At 28.7% G+C, this 22,917-nt stretch carries 21 protein-coding genes; 15 read left to right on the top strand and 6 right to left on the bottom strand.

Annotated elements, in window-relative coordinates:
- Nucleotides 1-105: 105 nt before the first annotated feature.
- From topA to ribF, 3 genes are read left to right on the top strand one after another with little or no spacing between them, the layout of a single operon-like run.
- Nucleotides 106-2,055, top strand: coding sequence for a type I DNA topoisomerase (topA, locus tag SPLAT_RS02455; protein ID WP_168104822.1), 1,950 nt, complete (start codon nucleotides 106-108; stop codon nucleotides 2,053-2,055).
- Nucleotides 2,056-2,069: 14 nt separating this feature from the next.
- A complete protein-coding gene (truB, locus tag SPLAT_RS02450) occupies nucleotides 2,070-2,972 on the top strand; it encodes a tRNA pseudouridine(55) synthase TruB (RefSeq protein ID WP_235083218.1) in 903 nt (300 codons plus the stop codon).
- On the top strand, nucleotides 2,953-3,867 hold the full coding sequence (gene ribF / locus SPLAT_RS02445; protein ID WP_168104820.1) for a riboflavin biosynthesis protein RibF: 915 nt from the start codon (nucleotides 2,953-2,955) through the stop codon (nucleotides 3,865-3,867). Before truB ends, ribF begins: the two co-directional genes overlap by 20 nt.
- On the opposite strand, the gene SPLAT_RS02440 is transcribed toward ribF, so the two are convergent.
- Complete coding sequence (locus SPLAT_RS02440) at nucleotides 3,864-4,670, bottom strand: phosphotransferase (protein ID WP_168104819.1); 807 nt, start codon at nucleotides 4,668-4,670, stop codon at nucleotides 3,864-3,866. The genes ribF and SPLAT_RS02440 overlap by 4 nt on opposite strands.
- Before the next feature lie 80 nt (nucleotides 4,671-4,750).
- Here SPLAT_RS02440 and SPLAT_RS02435 point away from each other — a divergent pair, with 80 nt between their 5' ends.
- Genes SPLAT_RS02435 through SPLAT_RS02425 form a run of 3 tightly spaced genes read left to right on the top strand, consistent with a single transcriptional unit; the run spans nucleotide 4,751 to nucleotide 7,053 of the window.
- Entirely contained in the window at nucleotides 4,751-5,284 is a 534-nt protein-coding gene (locus tag SPLAT_RS02435; RefSeq protein WP_168104818.1) for a cob(I)yrinic acid a,c-diamide adenosyltransferase, read from the top strand.
- 1 nt (nucleotide 5,285) lies between these two features.
- Nucleotides 5,286-5,903 carry an RdgB/HAM1 family non-canonical purine NTP pyrophosphatase gene (gene rdgB, locus SPLAT_RS02430; protein WP_168104817.1) on the top strand — a complete coding sequence of 206 codons (618 nt, stop codon included), beginning with the start codon at nucleotides 5,286-5,288 and terminating at the stop codon, nucleotides 5,901-5,903.
- A gap of 22 nt (nucleotides 5,904-5,925) precedes the next feature.
- A complete protein-coding gene (locus SPLAT_RS02425) occupies nucleotides 5,926-7,053 on the top strand; it encodes a sulfite exporter TauE/SafE family protein (RefSeq protein WP_168104816.1) in 1,128 nt (375 codons plus the stop codon).
- A 12-nt stretch (nucleotides 7,054-7,065) separates the two neighbouring features.
- Here the strand turns inward: SPLAT_RS02425 and SPLAT_RS02420 are convergent, their stop codons facing one another.
- Entirely contained in the window at nucleotides 7,066-7,725 is a 660-nt protein-coding gene (locus SPLAT_RS02420; RefSeq protein WP_168104815.1) for a hypothetical protein, read from the bottom strand.
- A gap of 204 nt (nucleotides 7,726-7,929) precedes the next feature.
- On the opposite strand from SPLAT_RS02420, the gene SPLAT_RS02415 reads away from it, so the two are divergent.
- Nucleotides 7,930-9,216 carry a hemolysin family protein gene (locus SPLAT_RS02415; protein WP_268833889.1) on the top strand — a complete coding sequence of 429 codons (1,287 nt, stop codon included), beginning with the start codon at nucleotides 7,930-7,932 and terminating at the stop codon, nucleotides 9,214-9,216.
- Between the two features lie 19 nt (nucleotides 9,217-9,235).
- Here the strand turns inward: SPLAT_RS02415 and SPLAT_RS02410 are convergent, their stop codons facing one another.
- Together SPLAT_RS02410 and trpS are read right to left on the bottom strand one after the other, a co-directional pair.
- Nucleotides 9,236-10,105 (bottom strand): HAD-IIB family hydrolase, encoded by an 870-nt coding sequence (locus SPLAT_RS02410; RefSeq protein ID WP_168104813.1) that lies wholly within the window; start codon nucleotides 10,103-10,105, stop codon nucleotides 9,236-9,238.
- 30 nt (nucleotides 10,106-10,135) lie between these two features.
- Nucleotides 10,136-11,146, bottom strand: a complete 1,011-nt coding sequence (gene trpS, locus SPLAT_RS02405; protein WP_168104812.1) for a tryptophan--tRNA ligase — start codon at nucleotides 11,144-11,146, stop codon at nucleotides 10,136-10,138.
- A 305-nt stretch (nucleotides 11,147-11,451) separates the two neighbouring features.
- On the opposite strand from trpS, the gene SPLAT_RS02400 reads away from it, so the two are divergent.
- From SPLAT_RS02400 to SPLAT_RS02390, 3 genes are read left to right on the top strand one after another with little or no spacing between them, the layout of a single operon-like run.
- On the top strand, nucleotides 11,452-11,847 hold the full coding sequence (locus tag SPLAT_RS02400) for a Spx/MgsR family RNA polymerase-binding regulatory protein (protein ID WP_168104811.1): 396 nt from the start codon (nucleotides 11,452-11,454) through the stop codon (nucleotides 11,845-11,847).
- 45 nt (nucleotides 11,848-11,892) lie between these two features.
- Nucleotides 11,893-12,708 (top strand): diacylglycerol kinase catalytic domain-containing protein, encoded by an 816-nt coding sequence (locus SPLAT_RS02395; protein ID WP_168104810.1) that lies wholly within the window; start codon nucleotides 11,893-11,895, stop codon nucleotides 12,706-12,708.
- Between the two features lie 22 nt (nucleotides 12,709-12,730).
- Complete coding sequence (locus SPLAT_RS02390) at nucleotides 12,731-13,141, top strand: PTS transporter subunit EIIB (RefSeq protein ID WP_168104809.1); 411 nt, start codon at nucleotides 12,731-12,733, stop codon at nucleotides 13,139-13,141.
- Between the two features lie 8 nt (nucleotides 13,142-13,149).
- On the opposite strand, the gene SPLAT_RS02385 is transcribed toward SPLAT_RS02390, so the two are convergent.
- Nucleotides 13,150-13,464: a rhodanese-like domain-containing protein gene (locus SPLAT_RS02385; protein ID WP_168104808.1), complete on the bottom strand. Its 315-nt coding sequence runs from the start codon at nucleotides 13,462-13,464 to the stop codon at nucleotides 13,150-13,152.
- A 100-nt stretch (nucleotides 13,465-13,564) separates the two neighbouring features.
- Between SPLAT_RS02385 and SPLAT_RS02380 the strand changes: the two genes are divergently transcribed.
- From SPLAT_RS02380 to uvrC, 4 genes are all read left to right on the top strand, one after another.
- Nucleotides 13,565-15,676, top strand: a complete 2,112-nt coding sequence (locus tag SPLAT_RS02380) for a polyribonucleotide nucleotidyltransferase (protein ID WP_168104807.1) — start codon at nucleotides 13,565-13,567, stop codon at nucleotides 15,674-15,676.
- Between the two features lie 157 nt (nucleotides 15,677-15,833).
- The gene (locus SPLAT_RS02375; protein ID WP_168104806.1) at nucleotides 15,834-17,660 is read left to right on the top strand and encodes a ribonuclease J; all 1,827 of its coding nucleotides are present in this window, start codon (nucleotides 15,834-15,836) and stop codon (nucleotides 17,658-17,660) included.
- Between the two features lie 19 nt (nucleotides 17,661-17,679).
- A complete protein-coding gene (locus SPLAT_RS02370; RefSeq protein ID WP_168104805.1) occupies nucleotides 17,680-18,663 on the top strand; it encodes an MFS transporter in 984 nt (327 codons plus the stop codon).
- Between the two features lie 90 nt (nucleotides 18,664-18,753).
- Entirely contained in the window at nucleotides 18,754-20,523 is a 1,770-nt protein-coding gene (gene uvrC / locus SPLAT_RS02365) for an excinuclease ABC subunit UvrC (RefSeq protein WP_168104804.1), read from the top strand.
- Between the two features lie 29 nt (nucleotides 20,524-20,552).
- Here uvrC and rpsO read toward each other — a convergent pair whose 3' ends face one another.
- Nucleotides 20,553-20,822 (bottom strand): 30S ribosomal protein S15, encoded by a 270-nt coding sequence (rpsO, locus tag SPLAT_RS02360; protein WP_168104803.1) that lies wholly within the window; start codon nucleotides 20,820-20,822, stop codon nucleotides 20,553-20,555.
- Nucleotides 20,823-21,302: 480 nt separating this feature from the next.
- Here rpsO and SPLAT_RS02355 point away from each other — a divergent pair, with 480 nt between their 5' ends.
- Nucleotides 21,303-22,835, top strand: a complete 1,533-nt coding sequence (locus tag SPLAT_RS02355; RefSeq protein WP_168104802.1) for a hypothetical protein — start codon at nucleotides 21,303-21,305, stop codon at nucleotides 22,833-22,835.
- The last annotated feature ends 82 nt before the right edge of the window (nucleotides 22,836-22,917 follow it).

The raw sequence follows: 22,917 nt of genomic DNA, 5'->3' as shown, positions 1-22,917 counted from the left end.
AACGCAAACAAAAAAGTTAAATTAATTTGCAATTGTAATTTTTAGTATTATACTTTATAAATGATTAAATATAAAAATTTATTAAATTAAAACGAGGTTGATTAAATGAGTTCAAAATTAGTAATTATGGAGTCACCAACAAAATCTAAAACAGTTGCTAGTTATCTTGGTAGCGATTATGTGGTTTTATCTTCTGATGGACATATCAGAGATTTAGCAGCAAAAGGACCCTTTGGGTTGGGGATTAATTTTGATGACTATACTCCAATATATCGAACACCAAGAGCTAAAATGCCAAAAATTAAAGAATTAAAAGCAGCAGCTAAAAAAGCAGATCACATCTATTTAGCAACTGACCATGACCGTGAAGGAGAAGCAATTGCTTTTCATTTAGATAGTGTGCTAGAAACAAAAGGTAAATCTTCAAGAGTGACTTTTAATGAAATCACTAAAGATGCTATCCTAACAGCAATGGAAAATGATCACAACTTGGATATGAATTTAGTGCATAGTCAACAAGCAAGACAAATGTTAGATCGTATGATTGGATTTCGTTTGAGTAATTTGTTACAAAAGAAAATTGGATCAAGAAGTGCAGGAAGAGTGCAATCTGTTGCTTTAAAATTAATTGCAATGCGAGAACGTGAGATTGCTAATTTTGTTCCTGAAGAATTTTGAACGATTACTAGTGCCTATCAAGATTTTATTCTAACACTAGAAAAGTATCAGAATGAAGCGATTAAGATTACCAATGAAAAAGAAGCACTAGCAATTAAGGCAGCATTAAGTACTAGTTATAAGGTAACTAGCATTACTAAGCAAAGTCGTAAAAGAAATTCTTTAAATCCACTAACAACTAGTACAATGCTTCAAGCAGCAACGCAATTAAATTTCACTACTTTAAAAACAACTTTTATTGCTCAGCAATTATATGAAGGAATTGAGATTAAGGGTAAGTTACAAGGATTTATTAGTTATCCAAGAACTGACTCAATTCGTTTGAATAGCAGTTTTATTGAAACGGCAAAAGAATTAATTGTTCAGACTTATGGTCAAGAATATCTTGGTGCAGAAAAAAGTCAAACTAATAAAAAGAATGTCCAAGATGCCCATGAAGCAATTCGTCCAACTGATTTAGCAATCACACCAAAAATTGCTAGTCAATTTTTAAATAAAGATCAAATGAAACTCTATCAATTGATTTACAATCGTACTTTATCTTCACTAATGGCGCCAGCTAAATTACTAACAACAACAATTTGATTTGACAACAATAACTATCAATTTAAATTATCTGGTCAAGAAATTGAATTTAAAGGATTTTTAATTATTGATGATAGTAGTATTGAAAAAGAAGAAGTTCTAAATTTACCTAACTTGAAGCAAGATGAAGTGATCAGCACTGACAAAGTTAACTTACAGCAAAACTTTACTAAACCAAAACCAAGATATAGTGAAGCAAGATTAATTAAGACTTTAGAAGATTTAGGGATTGGAAGACCTTCAACATATAGTCCAATTTTGAACACAATCAAAGTTCGTGGTTATGTGATTCTTGAAAATAAAGCTTTTAAAGCAACTGAAAAGGGTTTGTTAACTAATGACAAACTTCAAGAGTTTTTTTATGATATTATTAACGAGAACTATACATCGCAAGTTGAAGCAGAATTGGATAGTATTGCACAAGGGCAATTAGTGATGAATCAAGTGGTTGAGGATTTCTGACTGAAATTTGAGCCAAGAGTTGAAAATGCTTTTGAAAATATGAAAGAAGAAAAGATCAAACCAAAACTATTAGATGAAATTTGTCCTTTATGTCACGAACATCAATTAGTTGAAAGAGTTGGTCGTTATGGCAAGTTCATTGGTTGTTCAGGCTTTCCTAAATGTCGATACATTAAAAAAGAAGTTAAAATTATCAAACCTTGTCCAACTTGCAAAACTGGAAACTTAGTTGTTAAGTCAGGTAAGGGCAATCGAAAGTTTTTAGGATGTACTAATTATCCTGATTGTAAACATATTGAAAAATATGAGGATGATGAAAATAAAAAATAGGTGGGTAACAGAGTTTGTTGAAGGATTATATTTTATTAATTGATAAGCCAGCTTATATGACATCGCAAGATTGTCTAACAATTTTGAAGCAAAGACTAAGAGTTAAAAAAATTGGTCATACAGGAACATTAGATCCAATTGCTACGGGCTTAATGGTTGTTTTGGTGAATGAAGCAACTAAATTAAGTAATTTTATTTTGGCTTTAGATAAGACATATATCGCAACAATGCAACTATTTATTAGAACTGATACTGGAGATATTAGTGGTAATGTGGTAGAAAATAATTCTGCTTTTAAGATTTCAGAAGAAAGTTTAAGAAGAGTTTTTAATGCTTTTGATAATATTCAATATGAACAAGTTGTGCCACTTTATTCAGCAGTGAAAAAAGAAGGACAAAAATTGTATCAGTATGCTTATAAGAATCAACCAGTTGAATTACCAAAAAGAATGGTGAGTATCAAAAGAATTAAATTCCTAACCTATAATAACAACTTCATTCAGTTTCAAGTTACTTGTTCAAAAGGAACCTACATTCGTGCTTTAATTGGTGATATCGCTGCATCTTTAAAAACTGTGGCTACTATGACTAGTTTAAGAAGAATCCAACAATCTGAATTTAGTATTCAAGATGCGCTAACATTAGAAGAAATTACTGATGAAAAAAGTGTTAAATCGCATATGATTTCGATTGTTGAAGGATTGAAACATTCGTTAAAAGTTGTTACTATTACTAATAGAGATACTCTTAGTAAAATTAAACATGGTAAGCAAATTAGTTTACCAGATATTGAAGTTAAAAAAGAAGTTTTATTGGTTAACAACCAAAAGCAACCTTTAGCAATTTATGCTAATGAAAAGGGTACTACTTACATTAGTAAAAGAGGATTTAACTTAGATGAAAGTAACAAAGATTAATAATTTAAAGACAAACTTTAATCAAGAAAAGAAACCTTTAATTGCAATTTGAGGTTTTTTTGATGGTTGACACTTAGGTCATCAAATGCTACTTAAGCAAATGCAAGACTTAGCAAAGCAACAGCACTATCAAACATTAGTGGTTAGTTTTGATGTCAAACCACAAAATGTTTTGTTAAATAAAAATGAACCAATTTTATTGAGTAATCAAGACAAGCAGCAATTTTTAAGTAATCAACAAGTTGACTATTATTGTGAGTTAAAATTTAGTCATGAGTTGGCCAGTAGCAGTGCTGAAGAATTTATTAATTGATTAGTAGCAAATAATGTTCAAGCTGTTGTCAGCGCGAAAGATATTCATTTTGGTGCAAAAGGACAAGGTAACTTAGCAACTTTACAAAATTCACCATTAAAAGTCTTCATCAGTCAAGATGTATTTGATGAGAACAATAAAAAAGTTTCTTCAAGTTACATTAAAGAACTAATTGTTAGTAAAAATATCACTCATGCTAATAAGTTACTGAATAGGGATGGTTACACAGTTACTGGAACAGTAGTTCATGGTATCAAAGAAGGTAGAGCATTAGGTTTTCCAACCGCTAATTTAGCTTTGAGTGATAATTATGTTGTTCCTGGGGTTGCAGTTTATATTAGCCAAACAGAAGTTGATGGTAAGTGACATCAATCAATGACAGTGGTTGTTTTGCGTGATGGCAAATTGTTAGTTGAAAGTTATTTATTAAATTTTGATCAAGATATTTATGATAAGGTGATTAAAGTTAGATTTTTATCTTACTTACGTGATAGTGTTGCGTTTGATAGTAAAAAAGCTTTGATTGAACAAATTAATCAAGATTTAGTGCAGACAATTACTTACTTTAAAAATGCTACTTAAGCAAGTAGCATTTTTAGTTTCTCATCAGCAATTGTTTCATAAGTTTTATTTTTAGTTTTTTGATACAAAAACATTGCTCAATGATATCAAATTAGATTTTGATATTTAACTCATGTTTGAACATTTACTAGTTCTGTTTCACTTAGATTAAATAAACTGTATCAATACTCAACATCTGCTTTTGCTTTTAAAGTTTCAGAAGCAAAAGAAGCAACATCAAATAAAGGATCATTTAAAGTAGTGAAATCTCAATCAATTAAATATCATTTGTTTTCATGATAAACAAAATTGTTGGGTACTAAATCATTATGACAGAGAACAATTTTTTTTGGTTGATAGGATTTAACTCACGTTTCTAAATCAGTTCTGATGTCGTTGATAGCAGTATTGTTAGTTTCAATTAGATTGCAATATAAATTTAGTTGTTTGATTGGTTCTCATTTGATGATGTTGTCAGTAGCTTTAATTTCAACTTCATGCAGTTGTTGCACTAATTGTGATAGTTCTTGTAAGATTTCTTTAGTGATTTGCTGATCAGATAGGGTAGTGAGATTGTGATAGTAAGGCATTAAAACTCATAGTTTATCTTCTGTTATTTGTGCTTCTAAAATTGGTAAACTAAAAGGTTGATTCCTTAATATTTGAATGACATTTAATTGATTAGTTAAATTAAGGAAGGCTTTAGTGATTTCTTTTGAACGCTTAACAAAAAAAGTATCATTTAAAATAAATAAATCGTTTGTTAGTTCGTGGTCTTTAAGATTTTGAAAATTATAAGGTAGTTCTACTGCAGTAAATTTCATTCATTTATCTCCTGTTGCTTGTTTCTTAACTAATAAAATTATACAATTTATTTGTTTAGATTAAAGAGGAGAATATTTTAATGTTACAAAAAGGTTATATTCATATTTATAAAGGCGAAGGTAAAGGTAAGACCTCAATTTTAAATGGGATGGTAATTCGTGCTTTAGGGAATAATTTGCGTGTCTACTATTTACGTTTTTTAAAAAATCGTCCTTCAGGAGAAATTGATTTTTTAAATAAAGTTGGTGAGATTACAATTAAAAGTTTCTATAATTCTTCAACTAAGTTTTTTTGAGAAATGGATGAACAAGAAAAAGAACTTTTAAAAGATGAAACTAATCAAGGTTTACAATATTTAAAAGAACTTAGTCAAAGTGATAATGTTGATTTGATTGTTGTTGATGAAATTTTAGGTTGTATTCAAAATAATCTAATTAAAGAACAAGAATTAATTAGTATTTTAAAAAATAAAAAACCTAACATTGAAATTGCTCTTTCTGGAAGATATGCTTCTTTTGCATTGGAACAGATTGCTGATTTGATTAGTGAAGTTAGTGCCAAAAAACACTACTTTGAAGATGGCCAAAGTGCTAGAAAAGGAATTGACTATTAAAATGAATAAAATTATTTGATTTGCTTCTAGTAACTCAAACAAGGTGCTGGAATTAGAAAACTTTTTTCAACCTTATGGTTACAAAATTAAAAGTTTATTAGATTTAGATCAACCTTTAAATATTATTGAGAATGGTAGTTCTTATGAAGAAAATGCTTTGATTAAGGCTAAAGCTTTATCAAATTATCTTATTAATCAAAAAAATGATAGTGATACGATTGTCATTGGTGATGATACAGGATTAGAAATAGTAGCTTTAGAAAATTTTCCAGGGATTTTTTCTGAAAGATGAAAAGGTGACATGAGTTTCTATCAAGCAATGGAAGTAATTTTAAAGAAATTGGAAAATAAAAAAAATCGTAAGGCAAAAATGGTTACTGCGATTGTTTGTATAGATAATAAGAATAAGATTACTAAAACTTTTATTGGTCAATTAAATGGTAAGATTGCTGCTGCAATTAGTGCAACACAAGGGTTTGGTTATGATTCTTTTTTCTATTTACCTAATAAAAAAGTAACTTTAAGTGAAATCAGTAAAGCAGAAAAAAATGAGATTTCTCATCGTGGTCTGGCTTTAAAGCAATTGTTAGTTTATTTAAACGAAACTCAAATAAATTAAGAAAATGTAACGAGGGATTTAAATGATCGCAAATAAAACAGAAAAACAAAAGAAAAGTTTGCCACCAAAATATATTGCTTTCTTAGCAATAGGGGTAACACTTACTTTATTATTAGTTAGTTTATTAGTAAATTATTTATTTTATTTTGCTAAGGCAAATAATGGAGAACATTTTAATTTTCAAAATAGTAACCACCTAACAGCATTTATTTTTATGATTTTTGCAGTGTTGCTGATTTTGGTTTTTTTAGTTTTTATTGTTCTTAAAGTTAGCAAAAAAGCTGCTTTAGAAACAGAAGAAAATTTATTTAAAGCTTCAACTGTTGGGTATGTTAGTTCGTTTACTGATACAATCGGGATTGGTTCTTTTGCTGTTAGCGTTGCTGGGCTAAATCTTATTAAGTCAGTAAGAAATGTTAAGAAGTTACCTGGAACTTTAAATTTAGGTCTAGCAATACCTAATTTGGTTACTGGTGTATTGTTTGTTAGTGCAATTCAAGTTGAACTAGCAACTTTAATTAGTTTGGTTTTTGCAGCTGTGCTGGGAGCATTTTGTTCAGCAAGAATTGTTGGAAAAGTGAATAAAAAGTTTGTTGCTTTATTTGTTTCAATTTGTTTGCTTGTTGCTGGGATTTTTATGATTTTAGGACAAGTAGAATTGTTTGGTACTTCTGGAACAAAAGGTTTACATAATTGAAAGTTAGCAGTTGGGATTATTGCTTTCTTCATCATTGGTGGGTTACAAAGTTTTGGGATTGGGTTGTATGCGCCTGCGCTAGCAGTTGTATCATTGCTAGGAATGGAAACAATTATTGCCTTTCCCATCATGACATGTGCTTCTGGGTTTGCTATGCCAGCAACTGCGTTAAGTTTCTATAAAGATCAAAACTATAGTCCTAAAGTTGTTTGTGGCCTTTTAATTGGTGGAGTTTGTGGAACAGTGAGCGCCTTTTTTATTATCTTTGTTGGCATTCAAGGTGGTCTAGGAATTGAGATGAGCACCTTCACTTACTACATAAAATGAATTGCAATTGCTGTGATGTTTTATGCATCAATGATGCTGTTGAGAAACTATTTTGTCCTTAAAAAAGAGTCGCAAAATGTTGTTGGTCAGTCAGTTGAAAAAGAGCTAAAGAAAAAATCGCTTTAAAAAGCGATTTTTTTAATTAACTAACAGTAAGTTATCAAGAACAAATTGTGCAATGGCATCAAATTGTTCAGTGACAGAACTAGTAGCAGGAAGTCAATTTTCACCAGCAGTGATTAGTTTTCCCTTAGAAACAATGAAGACAATTGGTAGTTTTGTAAACATATCGTTGTCACTACCATCTTTTTTTGGATTAATTTCAGTAACTCCAGGAACACCTTTCGGAATTTTATATTGATCATTATTTGTAGTACGGTTGTAAACTCAATTGAAAATATTTTTTTGTCAACTAATGTTCTTATCATTTCAGAATGAATCAATTGGATCACTAGGTTTATCTTGATGATAAGGACCTTGATAGTAACGAAGATAAATATTATTTAAATTTAATTTTTCATTCGCTAGCATTTTTTCATGTTCATCAACTCAATTTTGTCATTGACTTTTTCCATCAGGTTGAGGTTGATTAAATAAATCCAAACTAGCTTGTAAAGCAGAAGCAATTTCATCATCAGCAGTACCTAAAAAACCAAAGAAGGCAGTGTTATTGTTGGCACTACTACTAACGTCATTCATAAATGATTCAAATTGTGAATCATCTTTACAAGCTGTTACTTGTAAAGCAGTAGTTGCTGCTAGTGTGGTAATTGTCATTAATTTTACTAATTTACGCATTCTGTTTTCATCTCCATTAGGATAGGATTTTAGTTTTTTCTACAATAAAATATTTACTAACACTATTAATTGTATAATATTTTTTCTACTTTTGACTATTTTTTTGTTGTTTTTCTTTTTAATAAATTTAGCAATTAATTATTGCTGTTGCAGAGTATGTTATAATTATTTAAATAAATATTTTAAAAAATAAAAGTGAGATTTATGCAATCTAATTGATACATATATACAATCGCAATAGTGCTTTTAATTATGCTGAGTGGTTTTTATTCTTCGGCAGAAACTGCGCTAACATCATTAAATGTTATTAGAATTAAATCAATTGCCAAATTAAGAAGTGGTAAAAAAAGAACAAGAGCAAGAATAGTTTTTAATTTAGTTAAGAACTATAATTTAACTTTGACAACAATTTTAGTTGGCAACACAATTGTTAACTTAGTGATTGGGACTTTAAGCACGATATTATTTGTTGATAGTTTGAAGTTAGGAAATATTGCTCCTGTAGTTTCAACAATTGTTTCAGCAGTTTTAGTTTTAATTTTAGGAGAAATTTTTCCTAAAAGTATTGCAAAAATGTATCCAGAAAAAATTGCTTTAGCTTATGCTTATCCGCTTTATGTTCTGAATTTTTTATTCTATCCACTAACAATGATTTTTAAATTGTTTCAATTGAAAAATGAAAGTCCAACTAGTTCAGAACAAGAATTAATTGAGTTAGTTTCTATTATTGAAAGAGAAGGAGTCCTAGAAAAAGGAGAACGTGACTTGATTGAGTCAGCGATTACTTTTGATGAAAAATCAATTCATCGAGCAATGCAACCTAAAGCACGAGTAAGATATATTTTTAGTGACACACCAGCTAAGGTAATTAGAGAAATTTATTTAAAAGAAACTTATAGTAGAATTCCTGTTGTCGACAGTAAGACACAAGAAGTACTTGGAATTTTAAATATTAAAGATTACATCACTGAAATGTTGCAAAATAAAAATCCACTTTTAAAAGACTTAATCACTGAACCATTATATATTTCAAAACGAACAAAATTAAATCAAGCTTTAGAATTATTGCAAAGTGAAAGAACTCATATTGCGATTGTTTGCAATAATAAAGAGAAGAAAGACTTTAGCGGAATTGTTACCTTAGAAGATATTTTAGAAGAATTAGTTGGTGAAATTTATGATGAGACTGACAAGATTGGTTTGGTTCAAGAAGTTGGAACTTATAAATTTTTAGTTGATGGTAGAACTAATTTAGATGTGCTATTTCGCTTTTATTTAAAATCTAAATCGCCAATTCTGAAACGTAGTATTAGTGTTGAAGAATGATATCGTTTTAAAACTAAGAATCATAACAAAGCAATTAAAAAAACTAGCCCTGGATTTAAATATCGTAACTATCGTTTTGAAGTAGCTCAGGTTAAGAAAAAAGGACAAGTTATTTTTAAGGTTGAAGTGCTAACAAAAGTATCATTAAAAAATGAATGAGACTAGTCTCATTCATTTTTTTAGTTTACTTTAAATTTAGTAATTCTGTTAGATGGTGACCAACGCCACCTTCGTCATTGGTTAATTTGGTGATGTCGTTGGCGATACTTTTAATTACTGTGTGACCATTTTTCATTGCCACGCCATATCCTACAGCCATCAGCATTTCTTTATCATTAATCTCATCACCATAAGCGATGACATCTCTAATGTCAACATTATAGTACTGAGCAAGAATTCGAGCAGTCATGCCTTTATCAATGAACTTACTTGAGATTTCAAAGATTAGTTTTTCTTTATTGTTAGCATAAGGTTTTCAAGTGTTGACTTTGATTGAGTTAGAATATTTTTCTAAATCACGTCAAACTTGATCTAAATTGGTTTCTTCTTTGAACTGGATTAATATCGCATTGGCGTTCCCTTTTCATTCACGAATTAGTTTGCTAATTGTAAAAGTGTCGTTGGCAATTGTGTTTAGATGAAAATAAGTTTCGAAGAATTCATCCTGTTTTCAACAAACAGCTTTGTTGTAATATTCAATAATAGCATTGTCGATGTTGTTGAAGATGTAGTCTTCATGAAGAATTGCTTTGATGATCGCTTCTGAAACTGGGAAGATTAGGCGTTTAAAATGCTTAATATCAGGATCATGAATGTGGCCACCATTAAAGTTGCATAGTAAAGTTTTCAATCCTAATTGATTGTAGAACTTAATTGAACCACGATGTGGTCGGCCAGTAACAATGCAAACAATATGTCCTTGTTCAGTTGCTTTCTTTAAGGCGTTAATTGTGTCAGGATGGATTTCTTTACCATTATTTTTTAAGGCTGTTCCATCTAAGTCAACTAAGATTAAACGCTTTTGATTAGTGTTTTGAAAATAAAGTTTAGTCATTTATTTTGTCCTTTCTGATAGGTTCAGAAACTATTGATAGTTGATGCCAATTGCTTTTTGTACTTCTTGGAGTTTGCTAGCAGCAATTTTTTTAGCATTTTCTGCACCTTGTTGCAATAATTTTATTAGGGATGCTTGATCAGATAAATATTTTTGTTGCTTTTCTTGAATTGGTGCTAGTAGATTGTGAATTGTTGTGATGATTTCAGTTTTTAAAAAACTGTAATCTTTGCTAGCAAAATAACTTTCTGCTTCAGCAATTGTCTTATTAGTGATGCTAGCATAAATTGCTAGTAAGTTACTAACTCCTGGTTTCTTTTCTATATCGTATTTAATAATATTTTCTGAATCAGTAACAGCTTTTTTAATTTTTTCTGTTATTGTGTTTAGATCATCAGATAGAAAAATAACATTTTTTGGATTATCATCAGACTTTGACATTTTTTTAGTTGGATCTTGTAAACTCATAATTCTGTGTGAATGTTGTGCTTGATATTGTTGAGGAATTTTAAATAGATTCGCTTGATACTTAGCATTGAGTCTTTCTGCTAGAGTTTTTGTTAGTTCTAAGTGTTGAGTTTGATCGCTACCAACAGGAACAAGATCAGGTTCGTATAATAAGATATCTGCTGCCATTAAGGTTGGATAAACTAATAATCCAGTTGGAATACTGATAGTTTTGTTTTGTTGTTTTGTTTTTTGCATTTTATCTTTAAATTGAGTCATGCGTTCTAATTCACCTAAATAGCTGTTGCATAATAAGATATAGCTTAATTGTGTATGTTCTAAAACATCTGATTGAACAAAAACATTAGCAACGTTAGGATCAATTCCGCAAGCAAAGTATCAAGCAGCAATTTCTAATGTGTTTGTTGCTAATTCTTTTTTAGCAATGGGAATTGTAATGGCATGAAGGTTGGCAATAAAAATGAATAATTCATTTTCTGTTTGCAACTTAACAAAATTGCTAATTGCACCTAAATAATTGCCTAGTGTTAGTTTTCCAGTACTGGTCACGCCAGAAAGGACACGTTTTTTCATTAATTTTCACTCCTATAATGATTTATATACTTTATTTTAACTTATTTATTAGTAAATATTCTAATATTATCTTTAAAACTTGAAGATTTGACAAGTTTAGTTGCACTAATCATAAATCAAGTATCAAATGGAAAATATTATATAATTTTATCTAAATAATAGAAATTAATTATTGTTTAGGAGGGGTAAGATAAAAATTAATTATTAAAATGAATCGGGTTTATTAAACAAATAATAATAAGTTAAAAATTTAAAAAAAGACTAAACTTTTAGGAAAATTTAGATAAAGGGTATGGGTAAAGAAAATGATAAAAGTTTATGTTTCTCCTAGTTGCTTATCTTCTAAGAAAGTGATTCAGTTTTTTGATAAACATAAAATTCCTTATATAAAACGTAATATTATTCAAAATCCGCTGACTGAGAGTGAAATTAAAGTATTGTTACAATTTGTTCCTAATGGTGTTCATGATATTGTTTCTAGTCGAGCTAAATTTATTAAAATGCATGCTGTGAACATTGAAAATTTAAGAATGAAAGAAGTTTATGAATTGATTAAAACTTCACCAACAGTGTTAAAGAGACCAATTATTTTACAAGAAGATAAAAAGAGAATTCAAATCGGATACAACGAAGATGAAATTGAATTATTTTTAAGAGACAATTTAGAAAAGGAATTTGATGACTATTACAAAATATTTTAATATAATTTAATATAGTTAGAATTAGAAAAAGAATGGATATTAAAAATGAGTGCTAGTTATCAATTTGCAGTTTTAACAAATGACTATCAAGATTCAAAAAAAGTTGCTTTATCTTTAAAGCAAAAATTAAAGAAAATCAAAGCAAAAGAAAATAATGTATCTCCTGATCTTGTTTTTATTATTGGTGGCGATGGTACTTTTTTAAAGGGCGTTAATAAGTACAATCAACACTTAGATAGAGTTAAATTTATTACTTTCAAGCAAGGAAAAATTGGTTTCTATCATAATTTTGCCATTACTGATGTTGATAGAGTTGTTGAAGCTTTAGCAAATGATGCTGATAAATTAGTTGTTAACGAACTTGATTTATTAGAAGTTGAAATGAATAGTAAAATTCTTTATGCAATTAATGAAGTTCGCTTAGTTAATTTTAGTCAAACATTAAGATGTGATGTTTTGCTTAATAATGAATTGTTACAAGTTTTTTCTGGTAGCGGTCTGATTTTTTCAACTAAAACAGGTTCAACAGGATTGATGAAAACTGCGGGTGGAGCAGTTATCTTATCATCAGCAAGATTGATGGAGTATCAAGAATTATTTCCAGTTAACAACAATATGCATCGTAGTCTTAGAGCACCATTAATTCTTGATTACAATCAAGTTGTGACTTTAAAACTACAAGCAACAGAAAAAGAAAAATTAAGTAATAATCATTTAGTAGTTGATACTTTTGATTTTTATGATAAACTAGTCAGTGAGATAAAAGTTAAAATTTCTAATCAAACATTGAAAATTTTTGCTTTTAAAACTAATAATATTTCTTTAATTAAGAAATTGAATAATTCTTTTATTCAATTTTAATTTTTAAAATCAGGTGATGAATGTGCCAGTATGACAGATTATTTTATTAGCATCAGCTTTGCTTTTTGCAGCATTTAGTGTTTTTCTTTGAGTGTGAAATGTTGTACGTGCCAAGAAGTTGCGTCAACAAGGATTTGTGACAACTAAAAAGACCAAGAAAGTAAGAATGCCAATTAAACTAGATAAGTTTGTTGATATTTTTGGTGGGATTGATAACGTTGTTAGTGCATCAGCTTCAAATACTAAGATTAAAGTTTATATTGCTGATCATAAAAAAGTTGACTTTAATGAATTAAAAAAAATAAGAAATCGTGGAATTTTTGATCAAAGTGATAGCGTTAGCGTTATCTTAGGTGGTTATGCAAGTGATCTTAGTGGCATGATTAACGATTTAGTTACTTTAAATACAGAAAATAAAAAAGCATCGCTATAGATGCTTTTTTATTTGTAGTAACCATAGATTCCGAGCATGAGAACATAGCTATTAGCATAGCCTTGTTCTCTTAGCGATTGTGCTGCTGCAGTTGATCGATGTCCAGCGTTACAAATTGTAACAACAATTGCTTCTTTATCAGGAATGAATTTAGTTGGGTCAGCGATTAGCTTGCGATAGGGAATATTAATTGAATTAGGTATTTTTTTGAGTATTTGAAATTCTTCAGGATCTCGAACATCAATTAGTAAAGCTTGGTCTTTAATTTCTTCAAATTCTTTTTTTGTGATCTCATAATTATCTTTTTTCTTTTTCTGGAACATTTTTTCCTCCATTTTGCTTTTTTATAATTTTACCAGTTTTTATTTATGTTATAATGCACTATAGAAGATTTCTACATTTTTAAGGAGCGTAAATAATTTAATGACAGAAAAAAATTTTAAATTCTCTTTTGCTGAGCAAGATTTAGTAATTGAGTTAGGACAGATGGCTAATTTATCTGCACAAGCAGTTACTTTGCGATATGGTGACACTGTTGTGTTGACAACTGTGAATTATAATGATAATAGTATCAATCAAGACTTTTTCCCATTAACAGTAGTTTTTCAAGAAAAACTATATTCAATTGGCAGAATTCCTGGGGGATTTTTAAAGCGTGAAGGGTTTCCAGGTGAGTATGCAACTTTATGTGCCAGATTAATTGATCGTTCAATTAGACCATTGTTTCCAGAAGGTTTTAATTATGAAGTACAAGTAGTGAACAATGTTTTAGCTTTAAGTGAAGATTGTGATGTTCGTTTTGTTTCAGCTTTTGCAACAAGTTTGGCATTAGCATTAAGTGGGTTACCATTTCAAGGACCAACAGCAACTGTTGTTGTTGGTAGAATTAATAATCAATGAATTATCAATCCTTCTAAACAACAATTAATTGATTCAGAATTAGAATTAATTGTTGGAGGAACAGTTGATGCAATTAATATGATTGAAGCATCAGCAGCAGAGATTGCTGAAGCAGACTTGCTAGAAGCAATTGAATTAGCACACACAAAGATTAAAAGTTTAATTGGTTTTCAAACAGAAGTTATCAAAGCAATTAATAATCCAAAAGTTGAATTACCATTACTTTTAATTCCTGATGAAATTGCTAGTTTTTTAAAGAACTATCAACCGCAAGTTGATGAACTTAGTAAAATTACTGATAAAAAAGGCCGAAGCAATAAATTTAAAACAATTTTTGAATTAGCAAAAACAGCATTTTTCAGTGCTAATCCAACTTGAATAACTGATGGAGCTAAAGAAGCAGAAACACTTAAGTTTATTCATAATGGTCTAGAAGACTTATTAAAAGTTACAATGAGAGAGATGATTCTTTCAACTAATCACCGTATTGATGGTCGTAAGATTAATCAAATTAGACCACTATCAAGTAAGATAGATATCTTGCCAATTGTCCATGGTAGTGCGATTTTTAATCGTGGTGAAACTCAAGTACTATCAATTGTTACTTTAGGTGCACTAGCAGAGCATCAGATCATTGATGACTTAGGAAAAGATGACTCTAAGCGTTTTATGCATCATTACAATTTTCCACCATTTTCAGTGGGTGAAACAGGAAGAATGGGTAAACCATCAAGAAGAGAAGTGGGACATGGAGCATTAGGAGAAAAAGCTTTATTACAAATGATTCCTAATGAACAAGATTTCCCATACACAATTCGTATTGTTTCAGAAGTTCTATCATCTAATGGTTCAACTTCTCAAGCAGCAATTTGTGCGTCAAGTTTAGCTTTAATGGCAGCAGGTGTACCAACTAAAGCACCAATAGCAGGAATTGCTATGGGCTTAATTAAAGCAAAAGATCAGTATGTTGTACTAACAGATATTCAAGGTTTAGAAGATCATTTAGGAGACATGGATTTTAAAGTTGCTGGAACAACTAAAGGAATTTGTGCCTTACAAATGGATATCAAAATTTCTGGACTTGATTTTAAGATTCTTTCAGAAGCATTGCAACAAGCACAAGTGGGACGTTTAGCAATTTTGGATAGTATGAATCAAGTAATCGATAAGCCAAGAACACAACTAGCAGCGAATGCGCCAAAGATTCTCCAAAAGCAAGTGCCTGTTGATAAGATTAGAGAAATTATTGGTACAGGTGGTAAAGTAATCAATAAAATTATTAGTCAAGCAAATAATGTTAAGATTGATATTGAAGAAGATGGACGAATTTTAATTTATCATCAAGATCAAGCAGCCGTTGAAGCAGCTTGAAAATTAATTGATGAAATTATTAATGTCAAACCAATTCAAGTTGGTGATGAATTTGCTGGTAGTGTGATTAAGATTTTAAACTTTGGTGCTTTTATAAATTTAAAAAATAACACAGATGGTTTAATTCATATTTCACAATTTTCAAAGTTTTTTGAAAAGAAGATTGAAAACTTAAATGATGTTGTTAAGGTTAGTGATAACTTTAATGTTAAGGTAGCAAAAATTAATGATAAAGGTAAAATTGATTTAGAAATTATTAAATAAATAAAAAAGTAATTTTATGATTGATTTAATGATAAAATTTAATTATTAGTAACTTTTACACATATAGGTGTGTATGTGTAGGGTGGATTTTCAAAATAATTAATAATGATACAATAATTTAATTATTAAATTTTTATTATGAATAGGTGAGAAAGAAATGGCAAAAATTAAATTTGTAGCTTTAGGCGGACTAGATGAACGTGGCAAAAATTTATATTTAATTGAGATTAATAATAATATTTTTGTTTTTGATGTTGGCTTAAAGTTTCCAGAACGAGAAATGTTAGGGATTGATGTGATTATTCCTGACTTCTCTTATTTAAAAGAAAATAGACATCGCATTAAGGGGATTTTTATTAGTAAACCTTCAGATGATAATTTTGGTGCTCTACCTTATCTTTTAAGAGATTTGACAAAAGATGGTAAGTATAAAATTGATATTTATAGTAGTGAACTAACAAAATTTATGATTGAACAAAAACTAAAGTATTTTCGTTTCATCAATAGTAGTAATATTAAACTTAATATTGTTAAGACAAATGACAGAATTTATTTTGATGATATTAATGTTTTCATTGATACATTCAACACAACAAGTTCAATTCCAGGTAGTTTAGGTTTTGCAATTCATAGCAGAAATAAACCTTTAAGAGAAAATGAAAAAAATTATGCTGATGAAACAATTTTCTATCTGGCAGATTATATTTTTGATGGTAAGGAAAATAATGACTTTACTATGAATCTTAATCGTATTGCTAAAATTCGTAGTGTCAACAAAACTAATCAAATTTTATTGTTGATTTCAGAAGCAATTACTGCTGCAAGAAAAGACTTTACTGCCCCACATCATAAAATTCAAAGTTTAATTGAGCCAATTATCAAAGAAGCTCCAGGAAGAATTATCTTAGCTTGTTACGATCAAGACTTGTTTAGAATTAATGAAATTTTTCAAGCAATGTATGAAACAGGTTCAGAAAGAAAAGTGGCAATTCATGGTCGTACTTTGAGTGAAATTTTACATGCGATTGCTAACAATAGCGATAGTAAGAGTCAAGAAAAACTAAATATCAAAGGATTTAATTTTACTTTTAATCCTGGTGAGAAATCAAAAAGTAAGATTAAGATTATTTCCTTACAAGAAGCAGCTAAAAGTAAAGATAATGTGATCATTGTTACTGGTAGTGGTGAAAGATTGTTTGCTAAGATGACTAAAATTGCGACAAACAATGATGATGAACTAACTTTAACAGCTGATGATACAGTTATCTTGGCAACTCCACCAATTCCAGGAAATGAGTTAGCACATGCAGCAACATTAGATGAATTAGCCAGAACAGATGTTAAGGTGATTAGTATTTCTGAAAAGCAAGCATTAGATTTGCATGCTTCATATGAAGATATTAAATTGCTAACTAATATGTTGGAACCGAAATATTTTGTGCCAATTAAAGGATTGTACAAACATTTTAATGCTGCTAGAAATGCTGCCATTGAAGCAGGAGTTCTACACAATAATGCTTTAATTCAAGACAACGGCGAAATTCTTAATTTTAATAATGGTGCTTTAAGTGATGCTTCTTACAATACTAATTTACGTCAAAAGACTAATCCTAATTTAATTACAACAGGAGATGTTTATGTTGATGGGATTGGTGTTGGTGACATTGGTGCTATTGTGATTGAAGAGAGAAGAAAATTGATGAGTGATGGTGTTTTGATTACAGGACTAACCATTGATCGTAAAACAAAAGAAATAGTTTCTTTAGTTGATGCACAAATGCGAGGGGTTGTTTATTTAACAAATAATGATACAATGTTAAAAAACATCCAAAATATCATCATTAAAATTGTTGAGAAAGCGCAACAAAGTAATAGCTTTAATACTTTAGAAATAAAAAACCGTATCAAATTAGAATTACAAGATTTTTTAAAAAAAGAAACTGGAAAAGTTCCGATGATTCTACCAGTGATTAATGAAATTTAAAATTGTAAAGGGGTAAATGATGGCAGAAAAGCAGTTAGAAAAAAGAACTAGAATTAAGGTTAAGAGAATTGGAATTCGTGGCGATGAAGTAGCAATATTATTTTTTAGTTTAGTTTTTTTAGCTTTTCTATTTATTAGTTTTTTTCGCTTATCAGCAGTTGGAAAATTATTTGATGATTTTCTTTTTACTTTTCTTTTTGGTTGAAGTAAGTATTTAGTTTACGGATTCTTATTTGTGGTCTTACTACCAATCTTTTTTAATTTTTATTTTCGGATTAAAGCATCATTTATTATTGGAATGCTTTTTACATTCTTTATTATTTCTTGATTTGTTCAAAATATCAGTATCATAATCAATAATAAGAATATGCTTCTCTGAAAAGATTTATATTTTTATCAGTTTGAAGATTTATCGGCTTATTTTTTTAAATGATGAAATACAACAATAATTAATAATTACTATGGCTTTTTTGCTCAACCAATCTCTTTTACTGATTGAAATAGTGTTGAAAGTTTCTTTCCTAGTTTTGCAACTGGAGGGATTGTTGCTAACTTTTTAATTTATATTACTGCTTTTGGTGGTTTTATCAATGTGTTGGCTATTAGTTCAATTTTACTTTTTATTGGTCTTTCATGAATCTTAGTCGGCAAACCTCATTTACTATTAATGATTATTTTCTTCTTCTTAATGCCACTAATTAACTATATTAAAAAGCGAAGAATTAATCGTATTAGTGAAAAATCATTGCAACATAAAACTCAAATAGATACAGAAGACACAATAATTAAGCAAACAGTTCGAACACCTAGAGCACCAAGAAAAGAAACTTTGCAGCAACAGCAACCTAAACCTAAACCAGTAAAAACAACAGTGCCAAAGGAACGTAATAAAGAAAAAATTCTACAAGATGTCATACAAGAAAGTGGAACTCTTTCTCCTTTTGGTCAAATTACTAGAAGTAAGACAAAAGTTCAAGATAAAGAAAATTCAGAAGATATTTAAAAAAGCAAGTTCGCTTGCTTTTTTAAGTTTTTGCATCAGTAAGCGATAAAGTTATATAATATCAATATATTGATAAGTATTGGTGAATAAATGAAAAAAAATCAAGTGTTGATGCAAGAGATTAAGAATCTACCAAACGTTCCAGGTTGTTACATTTTTAAAAATAGCAACGATGAGATTATTTATGTTGGTAAAGCGAAGGCATTAAAAAAACGTGTCAACAGTTATGTAAATAAAGTTAATAATTACAAAACAATGCAGTTAGTAAACGATATCAGAAGTCTAGACTTCATCACTACTACAAATGAAAAAGAAGCATTGATTTTAGAGCAGACTTTAATCAAACAATATCATCCAAAATACAACATCTTACTAGCAGATGATAAGCGCTATCCTTATATCCAAGTTACCAATGAAAAAGACCCACAATATCGCTATGTTCGTAAAGCTTCAAGAGATCAAGGTAGATACTATGGTCCTTTTCCTGATGGTACTGGAGCAAGAGAAATTTTGAAACTATTAGAACGAATTATTCCATTAAGAAAGTGTGCTGGAAATTTAGGTAAGGCATGTTTGTACTATCATTTAGGACAGTGTTCAGGAGCATGTTTTAAAGAAGTTCCTTGATCGTACTATCAAGAGCAAATTAGTAAAATTGATCAATTTTTTAAAGGGAATGTTAGCGAGATTAAAAAGCAATTGCAAAATAGTATGATGGTTAGTTCAGACAACTTACAGTTTGAAGCAGCTAATCGTATCAAGACACTCTTAGAAAAAATTGATATCTTTTTATCGCAACAATTAGTTGAATTCCAAGATTTTTCTAATCGTGACTTCATCAACTTTATCCAAGAAGATAATTTAATTAGTGTGGTGACTTTATTTTATCGTAATGGTAAGTTGCAAGCTAAAGATGAGCAAGTAGCTAAGAACAACTATTTAGATATGCAAGATTTTATCCGTAACTATTGTAGCCAACTTTATAGCAAAAATACGCTACCGCAAGAAATTTATTTACCGCATGAGATTGAGTTAGAAGAATTAAAATTACTTTTTGAAAATGTTAAATTTATTCATCCTGTTAAGGGGAAGAAAGAACAAATTCTTGCTATTGCTAAGACAAATGCTGTGTACGCTTGAAAGAACTATTTAGAAAAAGCAAAAAGAGAAGAAGTAAACATGATGAAAGTTTTAGCTCAATGACTGAAAATGAAAACATTGAATCATTTAGAAGTTTTTGATGTTTCAAATTTGTATCAAAATGCCAGTGTTGGAGCAATGATTGTCTATAAAGAAGGTAAGCCAAGTTTCAATGACTATCGTAGATTCTTATTGAATCCAGAGTCTAAAGGAGACTATCAGCGTTTTGGTGAGATGATTTATCGTCGCTATCATAGCTTATTAGTCAACAAACAACCGCTACCAGATTTAATTATTGTTGATGGTGGTAAGCCACAGATTAGTGCAACTTTAGAACAATTAAAGCTATTGAACTTAGAAATTCCAATTATTGGCTTGGTGAAGAATCGTAAGCATCAAACAGATCGCGTGCTAACAGATAAGTTTCAAGTTGTCCACATTCCTAAGAATGATATCTGTTTCTTGTTCTTAGCTAACTTACAAGATCAAGTGCACAACTATGCGATTAAGTATCATAAGATGAAACGTAGTCAATCGATGATCAATAGTTTCCTAGCAACAGTGCCAGGGATTGGTCCAAAGTTACAGAAAGATATTTTAGCTAAGTTTCCTGACTTTAAAAGTCTACAAGCAGCAAGCTATGATGAATTGAAACAAGTAGTGAAGAGTACAGTAGTACTAAAGAAACTGTGAACAGAGTTACATAGTTTTGTTAAATAAAAAAGATGAACTAATTAGTTCATCTTTTTTTATCTTTTTAAACCTAATGCTTTGATTAAGTCTTCGTAAGAATATTTATCTAAGCTTTGTGTTTTTAAATATTTTAGATAAGTTTTTCTTGTTGCAACAAGTTTTAGTAAAGTTCTTTTTGCTGGAACATCTTTCTTTTGAACCTTAACATGTTCTGTTAGTTCTAAGATTCTTCTTGTTAGATTGATAATTTGCACAGCAGTTGAACCTGTGTCTTTATCATTTAGGCGAAATTCTTTAATTAAAGATTCGTAAGTTTTTTCATCCATGGTTTTTTTCTCTCCTTATATATAATTCGGCTTATTAAAGACTATTACTCGAGAGTCAAATAATAACAATAATAAGTCACAACTAGTTAATAATACTAAAAAATAAAGAAAAAAGCAATGAAAATTTATTAAAAGTATTTTTTATATGGATATTTTTGTTAAAATAAAAATATTAAATTAAATAAGGTGAAAAGTATGGATGAAAGATTTATAAAATCTAGATTATTGCCTATTAATCCTAGATATACAACATTTGAAGATATTAATTTTAAAGAATTAGATTTTCCTAATTATTCTTTAATAAATGTTAGTAAAGAATTATTAAAGTATGAAGGAGACTTAAAAGATTTATTAGAGTTAATTAATGCAATTGTTAAAAATAGTTTTTTACATTTAAATGATAAAATTTTAATTCATTTAGATATTAAGCAAAGAAATTATTATATTTTGGAAGGAAATAGAAGAATTTTAGCTGTAAAATTGATTAATAAAGAAATTAATTTTGAAGATATTTGTCCTAAAAGTCCTTATTATAATAATATTGATGAAAAAGAATGATTAAAAAATAAAAGAATGATTATTACTGCTTTAAAAACTGCTAAAGAAATTCCAGTTAAAAAAGATTGATTTACAGATGTTAGTACGTATGATAATGAACTTATATGACAAACTATTTATTCTAAACATGTAGGAGAACAAATTGGTAAACGTGATTGATCACGTGCAAAGTATTTTGATGATTTGTTAAAAGCTTATAAAAATTCTTTAAATTTAATTGGTAAGATAAAAACAATAGAAAAGTTATCAAGACTTTTCGGAAAAAAAACCGATATTATTAAAAGAGATGTACAAAGTGCAATATGAATAATTAATACTATTGATATGTATAACAAATCTCATCCAGATTCTTTAGTTGATTTAAGAGCAATGGAAATCTCAGGGTATGAATTAGTACTTAGTCAAAAATTATTTGTTAATGGACAAGAAAAAACTTTAAGAAAAATTCTAGACTTAAAAATAGATGATGAAAAGTTAGAAATAAATTGAACTGATTCTATTTCATATCAACAATTAAATAAAATTATTTCATTTTTGATAGAAAATGCTTTAGTAAAAAAAATTACAACTAGAGGTATTGATGAAGAAATTTATGATGATATGGAAGAAGCTATAGGTTATGCTTTATCAAAAAAACGAAGTTTAAATTTTGTATATAAAACCTTACTTGAAAAACAAAAAAAACATACAATAAAAGAAAATATTGAAGAAAAACAACTGGAAGCTTTGATTAATTTAAAAGCAGAGGATATTAATAGTATTAATGAGTTTTCATATAAAAAGTATGATAGTAAATTCATTAAATCTATAAAATATACTATTAAAAATGATTTAAAAACATTATCTAATTTAAAAAATTTTGATGAAGATGAGTATCCGTTTACTAATGTAGCTCTTACTATTAGAAATATTATTGATTTATTTATATTAGAATTTTTTTATCGTATTAAAAAAAATTTAGTTCTTTTTAAAAAAAAATTTGATGTAGATTTAAATAGTATGAACGAATTAAAAAGTTTTATACAGAATTATGAGAATTCTAAAACTCATGATGTAAATAAAATAACTCATATATTAAAAAATATTGTTTGTGCACATAGTGCTACTGTTGTTAGTAGTTTTATTGTTTTTCTTTTAAAGGAAAAATATACGAATCGTTTAAAAGAATTACATATAGATATAAATCAATGTGAAAGATTAATTTTAAATATATTAAATTTTAAAAAAGATGATATAAATAATATGAATAACTTTGCTTTATTAAACAATTTAGTTCATAAACCATATTATGGTTATGAAAATTTTAAAAATATAAATTTAATTGATAATTTAAATATAATGTTCAATACAATAAAAGAATTTTTAGAATTATCAAAAATTTGAGAAAAAGGAAATTTGAAAAAAATAAAAATAAATGAAGATAAGATAAATAAAAAGTCAAATTTGACTATGTAGAAAATAGTCTAAGTTAAAAGATAATTGTTAAAAAATGTTAAAGTGTAAAAAATGATTTATAATTACACTAGTTTAATTAAGA

Origin of the sequence: Spiroplasma platyhelix PALS-1 (assembly GCF_021496725.1) — a bacterium.
Lineage (GTDB): Bacteria > Bacillota_I > Bacilli_A > Mycoplasmatales > VBWQ01 > Spiroplasma_D > Spiroplasma_D platyhelix.
Note: the sequence above shows the minus strand (reverse complement) of the source record. Positions and strands in the feature narration are given on the sequence as shown.